The organism is Sphaerotilus sp. FB-3 (assembly GCF_023706025.1).
GTDB lineage: Bacteria > Pseudomonadota > Gammaproteobacteria > Burkholderiales > Burkholderiaceae_C > Sphaerotilus > Sphaerotilus sulfidivorans.
In genome coordinates this window covers 204,898-220,573 of sequence record NZ_BQWE01000057.1, presented here as the reverse complement: position 1 = coordinate 220,573, position 15,676 = coordinate 204,898, and the positions used below count along the sequence as shown (strand labels likewise).

The following is a 15,676-nucleotide window of genomic DNA, read 5'->3' as shown; positions in this document are numbered from 1 at the left end:
GCCGGCCTTCCGCGAGGAAGCAGGCGGCGGTTCGCTTTTGTTGATACCCGACCGATCGAAGAACACCCATGGCCACGATTCCGCTGACCAAGCGCGGCGCCGAGCTGCTGAAGGAAGAGCTGCACCGCCTCAAGACCGTCGAACGCCCGGCGGTCATCCAGGCGATCGCCGAGGCCCGCGCCCAGGGCGACCTGTCCGAGAACGCCGAGTACGACGCCGCCAAGGACAAGCAGGGCTTCATCGAGGGCCGCATCCTCGAGGTCGAGGCCAAGCTGTCGGTCGGGCAGGTGATCGATCCGGCTTCGCTCAATGCCGGCGGCAAGGTGGTGTTCGGTGCCACCGTCGATCTGGAAGAGGAAGAAAGCGGCGACGCGGTCACCTATCAGATCGTCGGCGAGGACGAGGCCGACATCAAGTTCGGCCGCATCTCGGTGGGGTCGCCGATCGCACGCGCGCTGATCGGCAAGGAAGCCGGCGACGTCGCCACCGTCAATGCACCCGGTGGCCTGAAGAACTACGAGATCATCGAAGTCCGCTACTGCTGAGCGGCAGCAGTCGGGCAAGGAGAGCCGATGTTGCTGTGTCGCATTCGCACGCTGCTGGCCGCGCTGTGGCTCGGGCTGGTCGTCACGCTCGGCGCGGCGGTGGCGCCGACGCTGTTCGCGATGCTCGAGCGCACCGAGGCGGGCCGCATCGCCGGTCAGCTCTTCCGCATCGAGGCCCATGCGGGCCTGGGGCTGGCGGTGGCGCTGTTCCTGATCGAGCGCCGGCTGGCCTCGCTGCGCATGGCCGCGGGGCGTGGTTCGGTGATGTCGCTGAACCTGCTGCTGGTGCTGGGCGCGCTGTTCTGCACCGTGCTGGGCTTCTTCGCGCTGCAGCCGATGATGGAGGCGGCACGGCTTGGCCAGGGCAGCTTCAGCTTCGGTGCGCTGCATGGCGCCTCGAGCACGCTTTTCCTGGTCAAGGGCCTGCTGCTGCTGGGGCTGGTCTGGCGCGCTGCGGGCGAGAGTCCGGCCTGAAAATGCACAGGCCCCCGCAGCGATGAGATGCTGCGGGGGCCTGTTCTTCTTGGCAGTCTGCTTTGAGCAGGCTCAGTCCTGCTGGCGCTTCTTGGTGCTGGTGGGGCGGTTCTTGGCCCGCTTGACCAGGCCGCCGGTGGTCAGACGCTGGTTGCCCAGGATGGTGACCTTCTTGATCTGTGCGCGGTGCGAGCCGCTCTTCGAGAAGGTCAGCAGCTTGACGACACGCGGCGCGGCGGCGCGGCGGTCCTCGCTGCGCTCTTCGGTGCGTTCCTTTTCGGGCAGCGGGCGCCACAGCACCAGCAGCTTGCCGATATGCTGGATCGGCGCGGCATCGAGTTCATGCGCGAGCTGGACCAGCAGGCCCTCGCGCGCACCGCGGTCGTCGCTGAAGACGCGCACCTTGATCAGTCCGTGCGCTTTCAGCGCGGCATCGGTCTCCTTGAGGACGGCAGGGGTCAGGCCCTCGGATCCGATCATGACGACGGGATCGAGGTGATGGGCCGCAGCGCGATGTTCCTTGCGCTGGGCCGGTGTCAGTTGGATGGCAGCCATGCCTCTATTATCGTTCCTAGCATGAAGATCGACAGCAAGAGCAAGAAAATCAACAAGGCGTGGCTGAACGCGCACGTCAACGACCCCTATGTGCGGCAGGCGCAGAAGGAGGGCTACCGCTCTCGTGCGGCCTACAAGCTCAAGGAGATCGACGAGACCTTTCACCTGATCCGGCCCGGACAGGTGGTGGTCGATCTGGGCGCGTCGCCCGGCGCCTGGAGCCAGTATCTGCGCCGTCGCTTCGCGCCGAAGGAGGCCGGCGCCGGGGGGGCCGCGGTCGGCGAGCTCGACGGCACGATCATCGCGCTGGACCTGCTGGATTTCGAGCCGATCGAGGGCGTGAACTTCATCCAGGGCGACTTCCGCGAGGATGCGGTGCTGCAGCAGCTGGTGAGCATGCTGGGCGGCCGGCCGGTGGATGTGGTCGTCTCCGACATGGCGCCCAATCTCTCGGGTGTCGGCGTGACCGATGCGGCGCGGGTCGAGCTGCTGATCGAGCTGGCGATCGACTTCGCGCAGTCGCACCTGAAGCCCGAGGGCGCGCTGGTCTGCAAGGTCTTCCATGGCGGCGGCTACGCCCAGCTCGTCGAGCTGTTCCGCCAGCATTTCCGGGTCGTCAAGCCGTGCAAGCCGAAGGCCTCGCGGGACAAATCTTCCGAAACCTTTCTGGTCGGCATCGGTCTCAAGCGCAGGTCGGCCTGAGAAATGGCGGCGATCTTGTCGGCACGGGGTCTCGTGTCGATGTCGTCCATGACTTTTACCCCGGGGCACAAGGTCTTCCGGGCATTTCGTCAGGGGCGGGGGGGTTGACTGGACTAGAATCGTCCACATCTACCGCGTTGGTGCATCCGTCCTGCTGTCAGGACCGGATGCAGAGCCCGCGAATCGGGCAGGAGATTGGATCAATGAAGGAGCCGCGGTGAACAATCAATGGTTCTCCAAAGTCGCTGTGTGGCTGGTGATCGCCCTCGTGCTGTTCACTGTCTTCAAGCAATTCGACCGCACGGCCACCGCCGGCAACCAGATCGGGTACTCGGAATTCCTCGAGGAGGTCCGCGCCAAGCGCATCCGGGAGGTGGTCCTGCAGGAAAACCCGGGCGGCGCGGAGATCGAGGCGCTGACCACCGATGACAAGCGCATCCGCACCACGGCCACCTATCTGGACCGCGGTCTGGTCGGCGACCTGATCAACAACGGCATCAAGTTTCGTGTCAAGCCGCGCGACGAGCCCTCGCTGCTGACCAGTCTGCTGGTTTCCTGGGGTCCGATGCTGCTGCTGATCGGCGTGTGGGTCTATTTCATGCGCCAGATGCAGGGCGGCGGCAAGGGCGGGGCGTTCAGCTTCGGCAAGAGCCGTGCGCGCATGCTCGACGACACAAACAACTCGGTCACCTTCGCCGATGTCGCCGGTTGCGACGAGGCCAAGGAAGAGGTCAAGGAGCTGGTGGATTTCCTGAAGGATCCGCAGAAGTTCCAGAAGCTCGGCGGCCGCATTCCGCGTGGCGTGCTGATGGTCGGCCCTCCGGGCACCGGCAAGACGCTGCTGGCCAAGTCGATCGCCGGCGAGGCCAAGGTGCCGTTCTTCTCGATCTCCGGCTCCGACTTCGTCGAGATGTTCGTCGGTGTCGGTGCCGCCCGCGTGCGCGACATGTTCGAGCAGGCCAAGAAGAACGCGCCGTGCATCATCTTCATCGATGAAATCGACGCGGTCGGTCGCCATCGTGGCGCCGGCCTGGGCGGTGGCAACGACGAGCGCGAGCAGACCCTGAACCAGATGCTGGTCGAGATGGACGGCTTCGAGACCAATCTCGGCGTCATCGTGATCGCGGCGACCAACCGTCCGGACATCCTGGATCCGGCGCTGCTGCGCCCGGGCCGCTTCGACCGTCAGGTCTATGTGACGCTGCCGGATGTGCGTGGTCGCGAGCAGATCCTGAACGTGCACATGCGCAAGATTCCGATCGGCCAGGACATCCGCGCCGACATCCTGGCGCGTGGCACACCGGGTTTCTCCGGTGCCGATCTGGCCAACCTGGTCAACGAGGCCGCCCTGTTCGCCGCCCGCCGCAATGCGCGCGTGGTCGACATGGTCGACTTCGAGAAGGCCAAGGACAAGATCATGATGGGCCCCGAGCGCAAGTCCATGGTCATGCCCGAGGAGGAGCGCAAGAACACCGCCTATCACGAGGCCGGCCACGCGCTGGTGGCGCGTCTGCTGCCCAAGACCGATCCGGTGCACAAGGTGACGATCATCCCGCGCGGTCGTGCGCTGGGCGTGACGATGCAGCTGCCCGAAGGCGACCGCTACAGCATGGACAAGGGCCGCATGCTCTCGACCATCTCGGTGCTCTTTGGCGGCCGCATCGCCGAAGAGGTCTTCATGGACCAGATGACCACCGGCGCCAGCAACGACTTCGAGCGTGCGACCCAGATTGCCCGCGACATGGTGACCCGCTACGGCATGACCGATGCGCTGGGCCCGATGGTCTACGCCGACAACGAGGGCGAGGTCTTCCTCGGCCGCTCGGTCACGAAGACCACCAACATGTCCGAGCAGACGATGCAGAAGGTCGATGGCGAGATCCGTCGCATCATCGACGAGCAGTACGCGCTGGCGCGTCGCCTCATCGAGGAGCATCAGGACAAGATGCATGTCATGGCCAAGGCGCTGCTCGACTGGGAAACCATCGATGCCGAGCAGATCGACGACATCATGAACGGGCGTCCGCCGCGTCCGCCGAAGGACTGGACCCCGTCGGTCGGCCGGCCGGGTGGCCCGTCGAATCCGTCGGTCAGCTCCGGCAATGCCGCTGCCACGGCCTGATGATCTGACCTGACGGCGCAAGCCGGACCGATGCGAACGGGGCCTGAGGGCCCCGTTTGTCTTGGCTTGTCTTGTTGGCTCAGTCTGGAATCGCCGCTGCTTCGGCCTGCCAGGCGAAATCCAGCCAGCGCCTGGCGAAGCTCTCCAGCCGGACCTGCTCGCCGGTGGTCCACAGCCTGGCCGCATCGGTGGCCGCTGCCACCGGCCATGCGGCTCGGGCTGGCAGCGACTCGCACAGGTGGCGTGTGCGCCGTGCGACCGCGTCCGAGGTGTCGATCAGCCTGACCATCGGGCCGAGTTCGGCCTGGATGTGATGAGCGACGAAGGGATAGTGGGTGCAGCCAAGTACCACGGTGTCGACCTGCTGCTCGCGCAGTGGCGCGCAGTGCTCGGCAACCCTGGACCTGACCTCGGGTGAATCGACTTCGCCGCCTTCGATGGCTGCGGCCAGGCCGGGGCAGGGCTGCAGCCGCAGGTCGACATGAGCCGCGTGGGCCTGGGCCAGCAACCGGAAGCGCTCGCTGCGCAGCGTGCCGGTGGTGGCCATCACGCCGATGCGGCCGTTGCGCGTCAGTCCGGCGGCCGGCTTGATGCCCGGCTCGACGCCGACGATCGGCCAGACCGGATGGTCCTGGCGCAGCGCGGAGACGGCCGCTGCGGTCGCGGTGTTGCAGGCGATGACCAGCAGATCGGCGCCGCGCTCGCGCAGGAAGGCGGCAATGGCCCGCGACCGGGCGATGACATGCGCGTCGCCGCGCTCGCCGTAGGGTGCATGACCGGAGTCGGCCACATACATCAGTTCGGCCGCCGGCAGCAGCGAGCGGATCGCACGCAGCACCGACAGTCCGCCCAGCCCGGAATCGAACACGCCGATGCGAGCGGTGGCCGCGGAGGGAGGGCAGGCAGTCGGCGTGATCACGGCAGAAAGGCAGGCAGGCAAGGTCGGCCGGGCAGTCTAGCAGCCGCCTTCTCAGGGAGATCCCGAGGTGCGTGACCCGGAAACGTCGCCGTTTTCATTCTAGAATCGAACGGTCGTGCTTTTTTGAGGCGACGGTGCCACAATCCGTCGCAATTTCACCCGAGCCGGACCCTAAAATCCGGCTCCCCATCTACAGCATGCAGACTTTGGAGAACCTCGCATGAAGGCACTCGTACCCGTCAAGCGGGTGGTCGACTACAACGTGAAGGTGCGCGTGAAGAGCGACGGCACCGGCGTGGACATCGCCAACGTGAAGATGAGCATGAACCCGTTCGACGAGATTGCCGTCGAGGAAGCGGTGCGGCTGAAGGAGAAGGGCATCGTCACGGAGATCGTGGCGGTGTCGTGCGGCGTGAGCCCGTGCCAGGAGACGCTGCGCACGGCGATGGCGATCGGTGCCGATCGCGGCATCCTGGTCGAGACCGATGCCGAACTGCAACCGCTGGCGGTGGCGAAGATCCTGAAGGCGCTGGTCGACAAGGAACAGCCCGGCCTGGTGATCCTGGGCAAGCAGGCGATCGACGACGACTGCAACCAGACCGGCCAGATGCTGGCGGCGCTGGCGGACCTGCCGCAGGCGACCTTCGCGTCGAAGGTCGAGGTGGCGGACGGCCGTGCGGTGGTGACGCGCGAGGTCGACGGCGGTCTGGAGACGGTGTCGGTGGCGCTGCCGGCGGTGCTGACGACGGACCTGCGCCTGAACGAGCCGCGGTATGTCACGCTGCCGAACATCATGAAGGCGAAGAAGAAGCCGCTGGAGACCGTCAAGCCGGACGCGCTGGGCGTGGACGTGGCGCCGCGCATCAAGACGCTGCAGGTGGCCGAGCCGGCCAAGCGCAGCGCCGGCATCAAGGTGGCGGACGTGGCGACGCTGGTCGCCAAGCTGAAGAACGAAGCGAAGGTGATCTGAGATGGCTGCACTCGTCATTGCTGAACACGACAATGCGTCCATCAAGGGCGCGACGCTGAACACCGTGACCGCTGCGGCGCAGCTCGGTGAAGTGCATGTGCTGGTCGCGGGCGCGAACGCGGCCGGTGCTGCCGCGGCCGCTGCGCAGATCGCCGGCGTGACCAAGGTGCTGCACGCCGACGGCGCCAGCCTCGCCGACGGCCTGGCTGAGAACCTCGCGGCGCAGGTGCTGGCCGTGGCCGGTGCCTACAGCCACCTGCTGTTCCCGGCGACGGCCAGCGGCAAGAACGTCGCGCCGCGCGTGGCGGCCAAGCTGGACGTGGCCCAGGTCAGCGACATCACCCGGGTCGTGAGCGCCGACACCTTCGAGCGCCCGATCTACGCCGGCAACGCGGTCGCCACCGTGCAGAGCCTGGACGCCGTCAAGGTCATCACCGTGCGCTCGACCGGCTTCGACGCCGCGGCCGCCACCGGTGGCAGCGCCGCGGTGGAGACCGTCGCTGCAGCCGCCGACTCCGGCAAGAGCACCTTCGTCGGCCGCGAGGTCACGAAGAGCGACCGTCCGGAGCTGACCGCCGCGAAGATCATCGTCTCGGGTGGCCGCGCGCTGGGCTCGAGCGAGAAGTTCGACGAAGTGCTGACGCCGCTGGCCGACAAGCTCGGCGCCGCGCTGGGCGCCAGCCGCGCCGCGGTCGATGCCGGCTACGCGCCGAACGACTGGCAGGTCGGCCAGACCGGCAAGATCGTCGCGCCGCAGCTGTATGTGGCCTGCGGCATCTCGGGCGCGATCCAGCACCTGGCCGGCATGAAGGACTCCAAGGTGATCGTCGCGATCAACAAGGATCCGGAGGCCCCGATCTTCCAGGTGGCCGACTACGGCCTGGAAGCCGACCTGTTCGCGGCCGTGCCTGAGCTGGTCAAGACCCTCTGATCCCTGCGATCGTCCGGCAGACGACATGCCGACCTCCCCGAAAAGGGCGCCCCACTGGCTGAGGCGCCTTTTTTTCGGCCCGACGCCCGATTTTTGCCCCTGAAACCACCCCAAAGGACCCCGAAATGACCTACCGAGCCCCCGTCAAGGATTTCCTGTTCGGCCTGAAGGAACTGGCCGGTCTGGACCAGCTCACGCAGATCGACGCCTTCGCCGAGGCCGGTCTGGACACCGCGCAGGCGGTGCTGGAGGAGTGCGCGAAGTTCAACGAGGGCGTCGTCGCGCCGCTGAACTGGGAGGGTGACAAGAACCCCTCGAGCTGGAAGGACGGCATCGTCACCACCACGCCGGGCTTCAAGGAGGCCTTCCGGCAGTATGGCGAAGGCGGCTGGCAGGGCCTGCAGCACCCGGTCGAGTTCGGCGGCCAGGGGCTGCCCAAGGCGATCGGCGCGGCCTGCGGCGAGATCCTCAACAGCGCCAACCTGAGCTTCGCGCTGTGCCCGCTGCTGACCGACGGTGCGATCGAGGCGCTGCTGACCGCCGGCTCCGAGGAGCAGAAGGCGCTGTACCTGCCGCCGATGAACGAAGGCCGCTGGACTGGCACGATGAACCTGACCGAACCGCAGGCCGGCTCCGATCTGGCCGCGGTGCGCACCAAGGCCGAGCCGCAGCCCGACGGCTCCTACAAGATCTTCGGCACGAAGATCTTCATCACCTACGGCGAGCACGACATGGCCGAGAACATCGTCCACCTGGTGCTGGCGCGCGTCGCCGGTGCGCCGGAGGGCGTCAAGGGCATCAGCCTGTTCATCGTGCCGAAGTTCATGGTCGGCGCCGACGGCTCGCTGGGCGAGCGCAACGACGTGCACTGCGTCTCGATCGAGCACAAGATGGGCATCAAGGCCAGCCCGACCGCGGTGCTGCAGTTCGGCGACCATGGCGGCGCGATCGGCTACCTGGTCGGCCAGGAGAACCGCGGCCTCGAGTACATGTTCATCATGATGAACTCGGCGCGCTTCGCGGTCGGCGTGCAGGGCATCGCGGTGGCCGAGCGGGCCTACCAGAAGGCGGTGCAGTACGCACGTGACCGTGTGCAGTCGCGTCCGGTCGACGGCTCGGTGGCGGGTGCTGCCAGCATCATCCACCACCCGGACGTGCGCCGCATGCTGATGACGATGCGCGCCTACACCGAGGGCTGCCGCGCGCTGGCGCTGGTCGCCGGTGCCGCCTATGACGCCGCGCACCATCATCCGGATCCGGAAACCCGCAAGGCCAGCCAGACCTTCTACGAGTTCATGGTGCCGCTGATCAAGGGCTATTCGACCGAGATGAGCCTGGAGGTCACCAGCCTGGGCGTGCAGGTCCACGGCGGCATGGGCTTCATCGAGGAGACAGGTGCGGCGCAGTACTACCGCGACGCCAAGATCCTGACGATCTACGAAGGCACGACCGCGATCCAGTCGAACGACCTCGTCGGCCGCAAGACCGCCCGCGACGGCGGCCAGACCGCCCGGGCGCTGGCCGGCCAGATCGCGCAGACCGAGGAGCTGCTGGCCGCGCGCGACGATGCCGCCGCGCAGTCCTTCGCGAAGAACCTGAAGGCGGCCCGCCTGGCCTTCCTGGACGCGGTCGACTTCATCGCCGGCAGCGCCAAGGCCAGCCCGAACGCGGCCTACGCCGGCTCGGTGCCCTACCTGATGCTGGCCGGCAACCTGATGGCCGGCTGGCAGATGGGCCGCGCGCTGCTGGCGGCGCAGGACGGACTGAACGAGGGCGAGGACGTCGACTTCATGAAGTCCAAGATCGTCACCGCGCGCTTCTACGCCGAGCACATCCTGGTCAAGGTGCCGGGCCTGCGCGACGCGATCGTCGGCGGTGCGGACTCGGTGTGCGACATGGCGCTGGACGCGTTCTGATGGCGCTCTGACGGCGTTCCGATGCCTGCCGCCTGAGCGACAGGGCGGGACGCCGGGCCGCGGCACACTGCAGGGGACTCTGTTCCCCGAACTCCAGCACCTCCAGGAGACCGTCCGTGCCGCTGCCCCCCGTCCTTGCCCGGCTGCCGCTGCCCATCATCGGCTCGCCGCTGTTCATCATCAGCAACCCGAAGCTGGTCATCGCCCAGTGCCAGGCCGGCGTCGTCGGCTCGATGCCGGCACTCAATGCCCGCCCGGCCTCGCAACTCGACGAGTGGCTGGCCGAGATCACCGAGACGCTGGCCGCCTACGACGCCGCGCATCCGGACGCGCCGTCCGCGCCGTTCGCGATCAACCAGATCGTGCACCGGAGCAACGACCGGCTCGAGCAGGACATGGCGCTGTGCGCCAAGTACAAGGTGCCGATCATCATCACCAGCCTGGGCGCGCGCACCGACGTGAACGACGCGGTGCACGGCTGGGGTGGCGTGGTGATGCACGACATCATCAACAACGCCTTCGCCCGCAAGGCGATCGAGAAGGGCGCCGACGGCCTGATCGCGGTCGCCGCCGGCGCGGGCGGCCACGCCGGCACCAAGAGCCCGTTCGCGCTGATCCAGGAGATCCGCCAGTGGTTCGACGGCCCGCTGGCGCTGTCGGGCTCGATCGCCTCGGGCGGCGCGGTGCTGGCGGCGCAGGCCATGGGCGCCGACTTCGCCTACATCGGCTCGGCCTTCATCGCCACCGACGAGGCGCGCGCCAGCGAGGCCTACAAGCAGTGCGTCGTCGACTCGAACAGCGACGACATCGTCTACTCGAGCCTGTTCACCGGCGTGCACGGCAACTACCTGAAGCCGTCGATCCGCGCCGCCGGGCTCGACCCGGACCACCTGCCCGAGAGCGACCCGTCGGCGATGAACTTCGGTGGCGACGCGAAGAAGGCGTGGAAGGACATCTGGGGCTGCGGCCAGGGCATCGGCGCGATCGACGCGGTGGTGCCGGCGGCCGAGCGCGTCGCCCGGCTGCGCCGCGAGTACGAGGCCGCGCGGGCGCGGCTGTGCGGCCTGGGCCGCTGAGAGGCCGCGCCGGTCGCGCAGCAGCGGGGCTCAGCCCGGCGTGGCGCCCGGCGTGCGCAGCGGCCGGTGGCTGGCGCTGTGGATCCACTCGGCGACCCGACCCAGCGGCACGACGTCGTCGACGCCACCGAGCTTGAGCGCCTCGGCGGGCATGCCGTAGACGATGCTGGTGGCCTCGTCCTGCGCGGCGGTCCAGGCGCCGGCGCGGTGCATTTCCAGCAGGCCGCGCGCGCCGTCGTTGCCCATGCCGGTCATGACGATGCCCAGCGCGTTGCGCCCGGCGTTCTGCGCCACCGACTTGAACAGCACATCCACCGAGGGCCGGTGATGGTTGATCAGCGGCCCGTCCTTGACCTCGACGACATACTGCGCACCGCTGCGCAGCAGCCGCATGTGACGCCCGCCCGGCGCGATCAGCAGCCGGCCGTTGATGACGCGGTCGCCGTCCTTGGCCTCCATCACCTCCAGGTCGTACTGGCTGTCGAGCCGCGCCGCCAGCGAGGCGGTGAACTTCTCGGGCATGTGCTGGACCATGACGATGCCGGGCGTGGTGGTGCGGCCCAGGCCGCGCAGCACCACCTCGATCGACTGCACGCCGCCGGTGGACAGGCCGATCGCCACCACCCGGTCGGTGGTGCGGCTCATCGCCTGCTGCACCGCCGGTGGGCGGATCACCGGCGCGCTGCCGGCGGCCGGACGCTGGCTGCGCAGGCTGGCCGCTGCGGCGACATTGGCGCGCGCGGCCGCCTTGACCGCCGCGACCAGGCCGTTACCGTCATCGGTCAGGAACTCGCGCAGACCCTCCTTGGGCTTGGTGACGAAGCCGACCGCGCCGGCGTCGAGGGCGGCCATCGTGGTCTCGCAGCCCTTCTCGGTCAGCGTCGAGCACATCACCACCGGCGTGGGGCGCTCGTTCATCAGCTGGCGCAGGAAGGTGATGCCGTCCATGCGCGGCATCTCGACGTCCAGCACGATGACATCCGGCCAGTCGGCCGTCATCTTCGGCATCGCGAACAGCGGGTCGCCAGCGGAGCCGATGACCTCGATGCCACCGGCGGTCAGCTTCTCGGCCATGAAGCGGCGCACCACCGCCGAGTCGTCGATCAGGAAGGCGCGCACCGGGCGCGCACCGGGCATCGCGGCGCGGCTGGTGTCAGGCATGGGTGTAGACCGCCGGGGCCAGGCTGGTGACGGGCAGGCCGAGGTTGGCGATCGACTCCGCATGGCCGGTGAAGAGCAGACCGCCCGGCTTGAGCTTGGGCAGCACCCGGCGCACGATCTCGGCCTTGGCCGGCGGCTCGAAGTAGATCAGCACATTGCGCAGGAAGATGATGTCGAACATGCCGATCTCCGGCAGCTGGCGCATCAGGTTGGCGTTCTCGAAGGTGACGTTCTGGCGCAGCTCCGGCGAGATCATCAGCTTGCCGGCGTTGTCGCCCTGGCCCTTCAGGCACCAGCGCTTCAGGTCGGCCTGCGCGGTCTGGCGGGCGCGCTCCATCGGGTAGACCGCGCGCCGTGCGGTGTCGACCATCGCGGTCGACAGGTCGGTGCCGACGATCTTCCAGCCGCGGGTGCCGTAGTGGTTGCCCAGCACCATCGCGATGCTGTAGGCCTCCTCGCCGGAGGAGCTGGCCGCGCTCCAGACGCGGAACTCGCTGGCCGAGGCCGGGCGCTTCTCGATGACGCTCTTCATGCGCTCGAAATGCTGCGGCTCGCGGAAGAAGTAGGTCTCGTTGGTGGTCAGCTTGTCGACCAGGCGGACCATTTCCTCGGTGTCGTTGTCGCGCATGAGCTGCTCGACGTACTGGTCGACCGAGCTCAGGCCGCGGGCCTGCGCGAGCTTCTGCAGCCGGCCGGCCACCAGCGCGCGCTTGGCATCGGTCAGCTGGATGCCCGAGACCTTGTGGAACATCGAGGTGACGGCTTCGAAGGATTTCTGGGACAGCATGGCGGCTTCCGGCGGGACGATGAGTTGAGGGGGATTGAACGAGGGGCGGCGACGACCGGCGGGCGACTCAGGTCGCCACCGTGCTGCGGGCCAGGCGCGGCGGCGCCGACTGGCGGACCTGGTAGCGCTCGAGCGAGGCCACATCCAGGATCAGCGCGACCTCGCCGCTGCCCAGGATGGTCGAGCCGGCGATGCCCTCCAGATGCTGGAAGATGCTGCCCAGCGGCTTGATGACGGTCTGGTACTCGCCCAGCAGCCGGTCGACCAGCAGGCCGATGCGGCTGTCGGTGCTGTGCACCACGATCAGGCTCTGGCGTGTCGGGCGCGGGCCGTCATGGCCGAAGCAGCGTCGCAGGTCGATGTAGGGCACCACCTCGCCGCGCAGGTCGAAGCAGCCGCAGGCGCCGCACTCGCCCAGCGCGAAGCCCGGCGGCGTCTCGATGCATTCGGCGACGATCTCCAGCGGCAGCACATAGCTCACGCCCGCGACCTGGGTCAGGAAGCCGTCGATGATGGCCAGCGTCAGCGGCAGGCGGATCTGCATCGTCGCGCCGCGACCGGGCGTGCTGGCGACCTTGATCTGGCCGCGCAGCGACTCGACGTTGCGCTTGACCACGTCCATGCCGACGCCCCGGCCCGACAGGTTGGTCACCTGTGCGGCGGTCGAGAAGCCGGGCTCGAAGATCAGCCGGTAGACCTGCTCGTCGTCGAGCACGCTGTCGGGCGAGACCAGCTCGCGCTCGACCGCCTTGGCCAGGATGCGGTCACGGTTCAGGCCGCGGCCGTCGTCGCTGACCTCGATGATCACGTTGCCGGACTCGTGATAGGCGTGCAGCGCCAGCGTGCCCTGGCCGGGCTTGCCGGCGGCTTCGCGGTCCTCGGCGGTCTCCAGGCCGTGGTCGAGGCTGTTGCGCACCAGGTGCATCAGCGGGTCTGCGATGGTCTCGACCATCGACTTGTCCAGCTCGGTGTCGCCGCCGGTGATCTGCAGCGCGACGTCCTTGCCGAGTTCCTTGCTGACGTCGCGCACCACCCGCTGGAAGCGGCTGAAGGTCTCGCCGATCGGCACCATGCGCAGGCCCAGGGCGCCGTCGCGCGCCTCCTGCACCAGGTCATGGATGCGCTGCGCGGCCTCGCCGAAGCGGGTCGAGCGTTCCTGCTGCGCCGCGACCTGTGCGCCGGAGCTGGCGATGACCAGCTCGCCGATCAGGTCGATCAGCCGGTCGAGCTTGTCGGCACGCACGCGGATGAAGCGGCTTTCCTCGCCGCCGGCGCGCCGGTCGCGCGGGCCGCCGCGGCGCTCCTCGGTCCGCGCTGCGGTCGCCGGCGGGCGGGGCGCCACGCTGGCGGCGGCCGGAGCGGGGCTGTCGGCGATGACGGGCTGGCCGCTGCCAGCGGGCTCAGAGGTCTCGAGCTGCCGGGCCAGGCCCAGCGCCTGCCAGTGCGCCAGCAGCGCCTCGCGTGCCGACTCGTCGGCGGCGCGCTGCGCCAGCAGCCGCTGGTAGTCCGCCGCGCCGGCGTCCGGCGCCAGCACCTCCAGCTCGCAGTCGTCCTGCAGGAACTCGAACACGTCGACGATGGTCTGCCGGTCGGCCGGGCTGCGCAGGCGGATCTCGAAGCCCAGGCAGCAGCCCTCCGGATCGAGCAGCAGCAGCTCCGGCACCGCCTCGGTCAGCGTGCGGATGCCCTCGACCTCGCCCAGCGTGTCGAGGTAGCGGATGAAGGACATCGGGTCGAGGCCGTTGCGCAGCGCGTCCACGCCCAGTCGCAGCGACAGGTGCCAGACGCCCGAGCCTTCGTCGTCGCTGGCCGGGCTGCTGTCCCCGGGCGGGGCCGTCGCAGCCGCGGGGGCCGGTGCGGCCGCGCCCGCGGACCCGCCGCGCAGCTGGCGCAGCTGCTCGCCCAGGCGCTGGCTGATCGCCTCCAGCTCGGCGTTGCCCTCGGTGCCGTCGCGCACCGCGTGCACCAGCCGCTCCATCTGGTCGCGGCCCTGCAGCAGCAGCGCCATGCCGGGCTCGGTCACCGCCAGCAGGCCGTCGCGCATGCGGTCGAGCACGCTCTCGACCTCGTGGGTGAAGCCGACCACCGCCTGGAAGCCGAACAGCCCGGCACCGCCCTTGATGGTGTGCGCGGCGCGAAAGGCGCTGTTGACCGCCTCGGCGTCGCCGGGGTCCTGCTCCATCGCCAGCAGGCCCTGCTCGAACTGGCGCAGATTGTCCTGGGCCTCCTCGAGAAAGCCCTCGCGGGCGGCCGCGATGATGTCGTCGTCGTCTCCGGTGGAATGCTTGCTCATCGCGATGTCCGTCTGGGTGGTCTGGAAGGTCCGAGGAGAGTGGCGCTCAGAAGAACTCGACGCCGGCCTGGCGGTCGACCGAGGTCACGCCGTGATGCGCCGAGCGCATCTCCTCCATCGTGTAGCTCTGCTCGAGGCGCTCGAGCCAGCGTGCCGGGTTGTCGGCCTGCGGATCCTGCTCGCCGCCGATCCAGCGGGTCAGCCGCTCGATGTCCTCGCTGATCGAGCCCAGCATCTGGGTGAAGCGGTCGTGCGACTGCAGGCTCATCAGGATCTGGTCGATGTCGCTCTGGACCTGGCGGCCGGTGTCGTGCAGCTCGCGCGAGGCGCGGCCGACCTCGCCCAGGCTGCCCAGCAGCCCGCGCACGATCTGGCGTGCGCGCTCCTCGGCCTGCAGCGCGAGCTCCTCGTCGTCGACCGATTCGGCGCGGGCGCGCGAGCGCAGATCGCTGACCGATTCCTGCAGCCGCCCGACATGCGCGGCGATGCTGGCCCCCACCTGGCGCGACTGTCCTGCGAGCTGGCGCACCTCGTGCGCGACCACCGCAAAGCCGGTGCCGCGCTCGCCGGCGCGGGTGGCCTCGACCGAGGTGTTGAGCGCAAGCATCTGGGTCGAGCGTGCGATCGACTGCACCTCGCGCGCCAGCCGGCCGAGTTCGCCCACCGGCGCGGCCAGGGCCTCCAGCGTCGTCAGCGTGTCGTCGCGCAGCCGCAGCGCCGCACGGCTGCTCTGCAGCAGCGCATCGATCTCGGGCTGGTGCTGCTCAAGCAGCCGGTCGCTGGTGCCCGGATCCAGCCGGGTCACGCCGGCGCTGGCGCCCAGCGTGGTGTCGAGCTGCTGGCTGATGCTGGCGAAGCGCTCGACCAGTTCGTTGCTGCTCTGCTCTGATTGTGTTCGGGCCGCCTCGATGCTGCGCTTCCAGACCGGCAGCACCTGGCGCGGCAGCAGGATGGGCACCGACTGCGGACCGCTGTCGACCGCCATCGACAGCGGCGGGCTGGTCGAGTCGCCGGGCAGGCCGCTGCCCGTGCCCGCACGCATGGCCAGCAGCGCGGCGGCCAAGGCCAGCGCGGCGCAGGTGGCCGCCGGCCAGGGCGAGAGCGCTGCACCTGCGCTGCCCGCCGCGACGAGCAGAGCGGCTGCAGCCGCCCGACGCAGGGCGGAGCTGCGGGCGGCGGGTGCGACGGGGGCGCTGATCGTCGAGGTCTCGGACATCCCTGTTCC

14 protein-coding genes are annotated in these 15,676 nt (G+C 69.0%); 8 read left to right on the top strand and 6 right to left on the bottom strand.

The window, feature by feature from the left end:
• Window positions 1–68: 68 nt before the first annotated feature.
• The gene (greA, locus tag NFT33_RS17630) at window positions 69–545 is read left to right on the top strand and encodes a transcription elongation factor GreA (RefSeq protein WP_037477629.1); all 477 of its coding nucleotides are present in this window, start codon (window positions 69–71) and stop codon (window positions 543–545) included.
• A 30-nt stretch (window positions 546–575) separates the two neighbouring features.
• Window positions 576–1,019, top strand: a complete 444-nt coding sequence (locus tag NFT33_RS17625) for a DUF4149 domain-containing protein (RefSeq protein ID WP_220785773.1) — start codon at window positions 576–578, stop codon at window positions 1,017–1,019.
• 72 nt (window positions 1,020–1,091) lie between these two features.
• Here the strand turns inward: NFT33_RS17625 and NFT33_RS17620 are convergent, their stop codons facing one another.
• Window positions 1,092–1,574: a YhbY family RNA-binding protein gene (locus NFT33_RS17620; protein ID WP_149503011.1), complete on the bottom strand. Its 483-nt coding sequence runs from the start codon at window positions 1,572–1,574 to the stop codon at window positions 1,092–1,094.
• A 21-nt stretch (window positions 1,575–1,595) separates the two neighbouring features.
• Between NFT33_RS17620 and NFT33_RS17615 the strand changes: the two genes are divergently transcribed.
• Both NFT33_RS17615 and ftsH read left to right on the top strand, forming a co-directional pair.
• A complete protein-coding gene (locus NFT33_RS17615; protein ID WP_149503012.1) occupies window positions 1,596–2,276 on the top strand; it encodes an RlmE family RNA methyltransferase in 681 nt (226 codons plus the stop codon).
• A gap of 217 nt (window positions 2,277–2,493) precedes the next feature.
• Complete coding sequence (gene ftsH / locus NFT33_RS17610; protein ID WP_220785771.1) at window positions 2,494–4,398, top strand: ATP-dependent zinc metalloprotease FtsH; 1,905 nt, start codon at window positions 2,494–2,496, stop codon at window positions 4,396–4,398.
• A gap of 79 nt (window positions 4,399–4,477) precedes the next feature.
• Here ftsH and murI read toward each other — a convergent pair whose 3' ends face one another.
• Window positions 4,478–5,317: a glutamate racemase gene (gene murI / locus NFT33_RS17605; protein WP_251677280.1), complete on the bottom strand. Its 840-nt coding sequence runs from the start codon at window positions 5,315–5,317 to the stop codon at window positions 4,478–4,480.
• A gap of 220 nt (window positions 5,318–5,537) precedes the next feature.
• Here murI and NFT33_RS17600 point away from each other — a divergent pair, with 220 nt between their 5' ends.
• The 4 genes from NFT33_RS17600 (at window position 5,538) to NFT33_RS17585 (ending at window position 10,210) form a co-directional block, all read left to right on the top strand.
• Window positions 5,538–6,287 carry an electron transfer flavoprotein subunit beta/FixA family protein gene (locus NFT33_RS17600; RefSeq protein WP_251677279.1) on the top strand — a complete coding sequence of 250 codons (750 nt, stop codon included), beginning with the start codon at window positions 5,538–5,540 and terminating at the stop codon, window positions 6,285–6,287.
• A 1-nt stretch (window position 6,288) separates the two neighbouring features.
• Window positions 6,289–7,218, top strand: coding sequence for an electron transfer flavoprotein subunit alpha/FixB family protein (locus tag NFT33_RS17595; protein ID WP_251677277.1), 930 nt, complete (start codon window positions 6,289–6,291; stop codon window positions 7,216–7,218).
• A 125-nt stretch (window positions 7,219–7,343) separates the two neighbouring features.
• On the top strand, window positions 7,344–9,134 hold the full coding sequence (locus NFT33_RS17590) for an acyl-CoA dehydrogenase (RefSeq protein ID WP_251677274.1): 1,791 nt from the start codon (window positions 7,344–7,346) through the stop codon (window positions 9,132–9,134).
• A 116-nt stretch (window positions 9,135–9,250) separates the two neighbouring features.
• Complete coding sequence (locus NFT33_RS17585) at window positions 9,251–10,210, top strand: NAD(P)H-dependent flavin oxidoreductase (RefSeq protein WP_251677271.1); 960 nt, start codon at window positions 9,251–9,253, stop codon at window positions 10,208–10,210.
• Between the two features lie 30 nt (window positions 10,211–10,240).
• On the opposite strand, the gene NFT33_RS17580 is transcribed toward NFT33_RS17585, so the two are convergent.
• The 4 genes from NFT33_RS17580 to NFT33_RS17565 all read right to left on the bottom strand — a co-directional run bounded on the left by NFT33_RS17580 (window position 10,241) and on the right by NFT33_RS17565 (window position 15,667).
• On the bottom strand, window positions 10,241–11,371 hold the full coding sequence (locus NFT33_RS17580) for a protein-glutamate methylesterase/protein-glutamine glutaminase (RefSeq protein ID WP_251677269.1): 1,131 nt from the start codon (window positions 11,369–11,371) through the stop codon (window positions 10,241–10,243).
• Window positions 11,364–12,158, bottom strand: a complete 795-nt coding sequence (locus NFT33_RS17575; RefSeq protein ID WP_251677267.1) for a CheR family methyltransferase — start codon at window positions 12,156–12,158, stop codon at window positions 11,364–11,366. Before NFT33_RS17575 ends, NFT33_RS17580 begins: the two co-directional genes overlap by 8 nt.
• 67 nt (window positions 12,159–12,225) lie before the next feature.
• The gene (locus NFT33_RS17570) at window positions 12,226–14,451 is read right to left on the bottom strand and encodes a chemotaxis protein CheA (RefSeq protein WP_251677265.1); all 2,226 of its coding nucleotides are present in this window, start codon (window positions 14,449–14,451) and stop codon (window positions 12,226–12,228) included.
• 46 nt (window positions 14,452–14,497) lie between these two features.
• The gene (locus NFT33_RS17565) at window positions 14,498–15,667 is read right to left on the bottom strand and encodes a methyl-accepting chemotaxis protein (protein ID WP_251677263.1); all 1,170 of its coding nucleotides are present in this window, start codon (window positions 15,665–15,667) and stop codon (window positions 14,498–14,500) included.
• Window positions 15,668–15,676: the final 9 nt, after the last annotated feature.

Excerpts from the sequence above, each read along its gene's own strand:
- NFT33_RS17620 (WP_149503011.1), bottom strand. The coding sequence starts at position 1,574 with ATGGCTGCCATCCAACTGACACCGGCCCAGCGCAAGGAACATCGCGCT.
- NFT33_RS17590 (WP_251677274.1), top strand. The coding sequence starts at position 7,344 with ATGACCTACCGAGCCCCCGTCAAGGATTTCCTGTTCGGCCTGAAGGAA.
- greA (WP_037477629.1), top strand. The coding sequence starts at position 69 with ATGGCCACGATTCCGCTGACCAAGCGCGGCGCCGAGCTGCTGAAGGAA.
- NFT33_RS17575 (WP_251677267.1), bottom strand. The coding sequence starts at position 12,158 with ATGCTGTCCCAGAAATCCTTCGAAGCCGTCACCTCGATGTTCCACAAG.
- NFT33_RS17565 (WP_251677263.1), bottom strand. The coding sequence starts at position 15,667 with ATGTCCGAGACCTCGACGATCAGCGCCCCCGTCGCACCCGCCGCCCGC.
- NFT33_RS17570 (WP_251677265.1), bottom strand. The coding sequence starts at position 14,451 with ATGAGCAAGCATTCCACCGGAGACGACGACGACATCATCGCGGCCGCC.
- NFT33_RS17595 (WP_251677277.1), top strand. The coding sequence starts at position 6,289 with ATGGCTGCACTCGTCATTGCTGAACACGACAATGCGTCCATCAAGGGC.
- NFT33_RS17600 (WP_251677279.1), top strand. The coding sequence starts at position 5,538 with ATGAAGGCACTCGTACCCGTCAAGCGGGTGGTCGACTACAACGTGAAG.
- NFT33_RS17615 (WP_149503012.1), top strand. The coding sequence starts at position 1,596 with ATGAAGATCGACAGCAAGAGCAAGAAAATCAACAAGGCGTGGCTGAAC.
- NFT33_RS17580 (WP_251677269.1), bottom strand. The coding sequence starts at position 11,371 with ATGCCTGACACCAGCCGCGCCGCGATGCCCGGTGCGCGCCCGGTGCGC.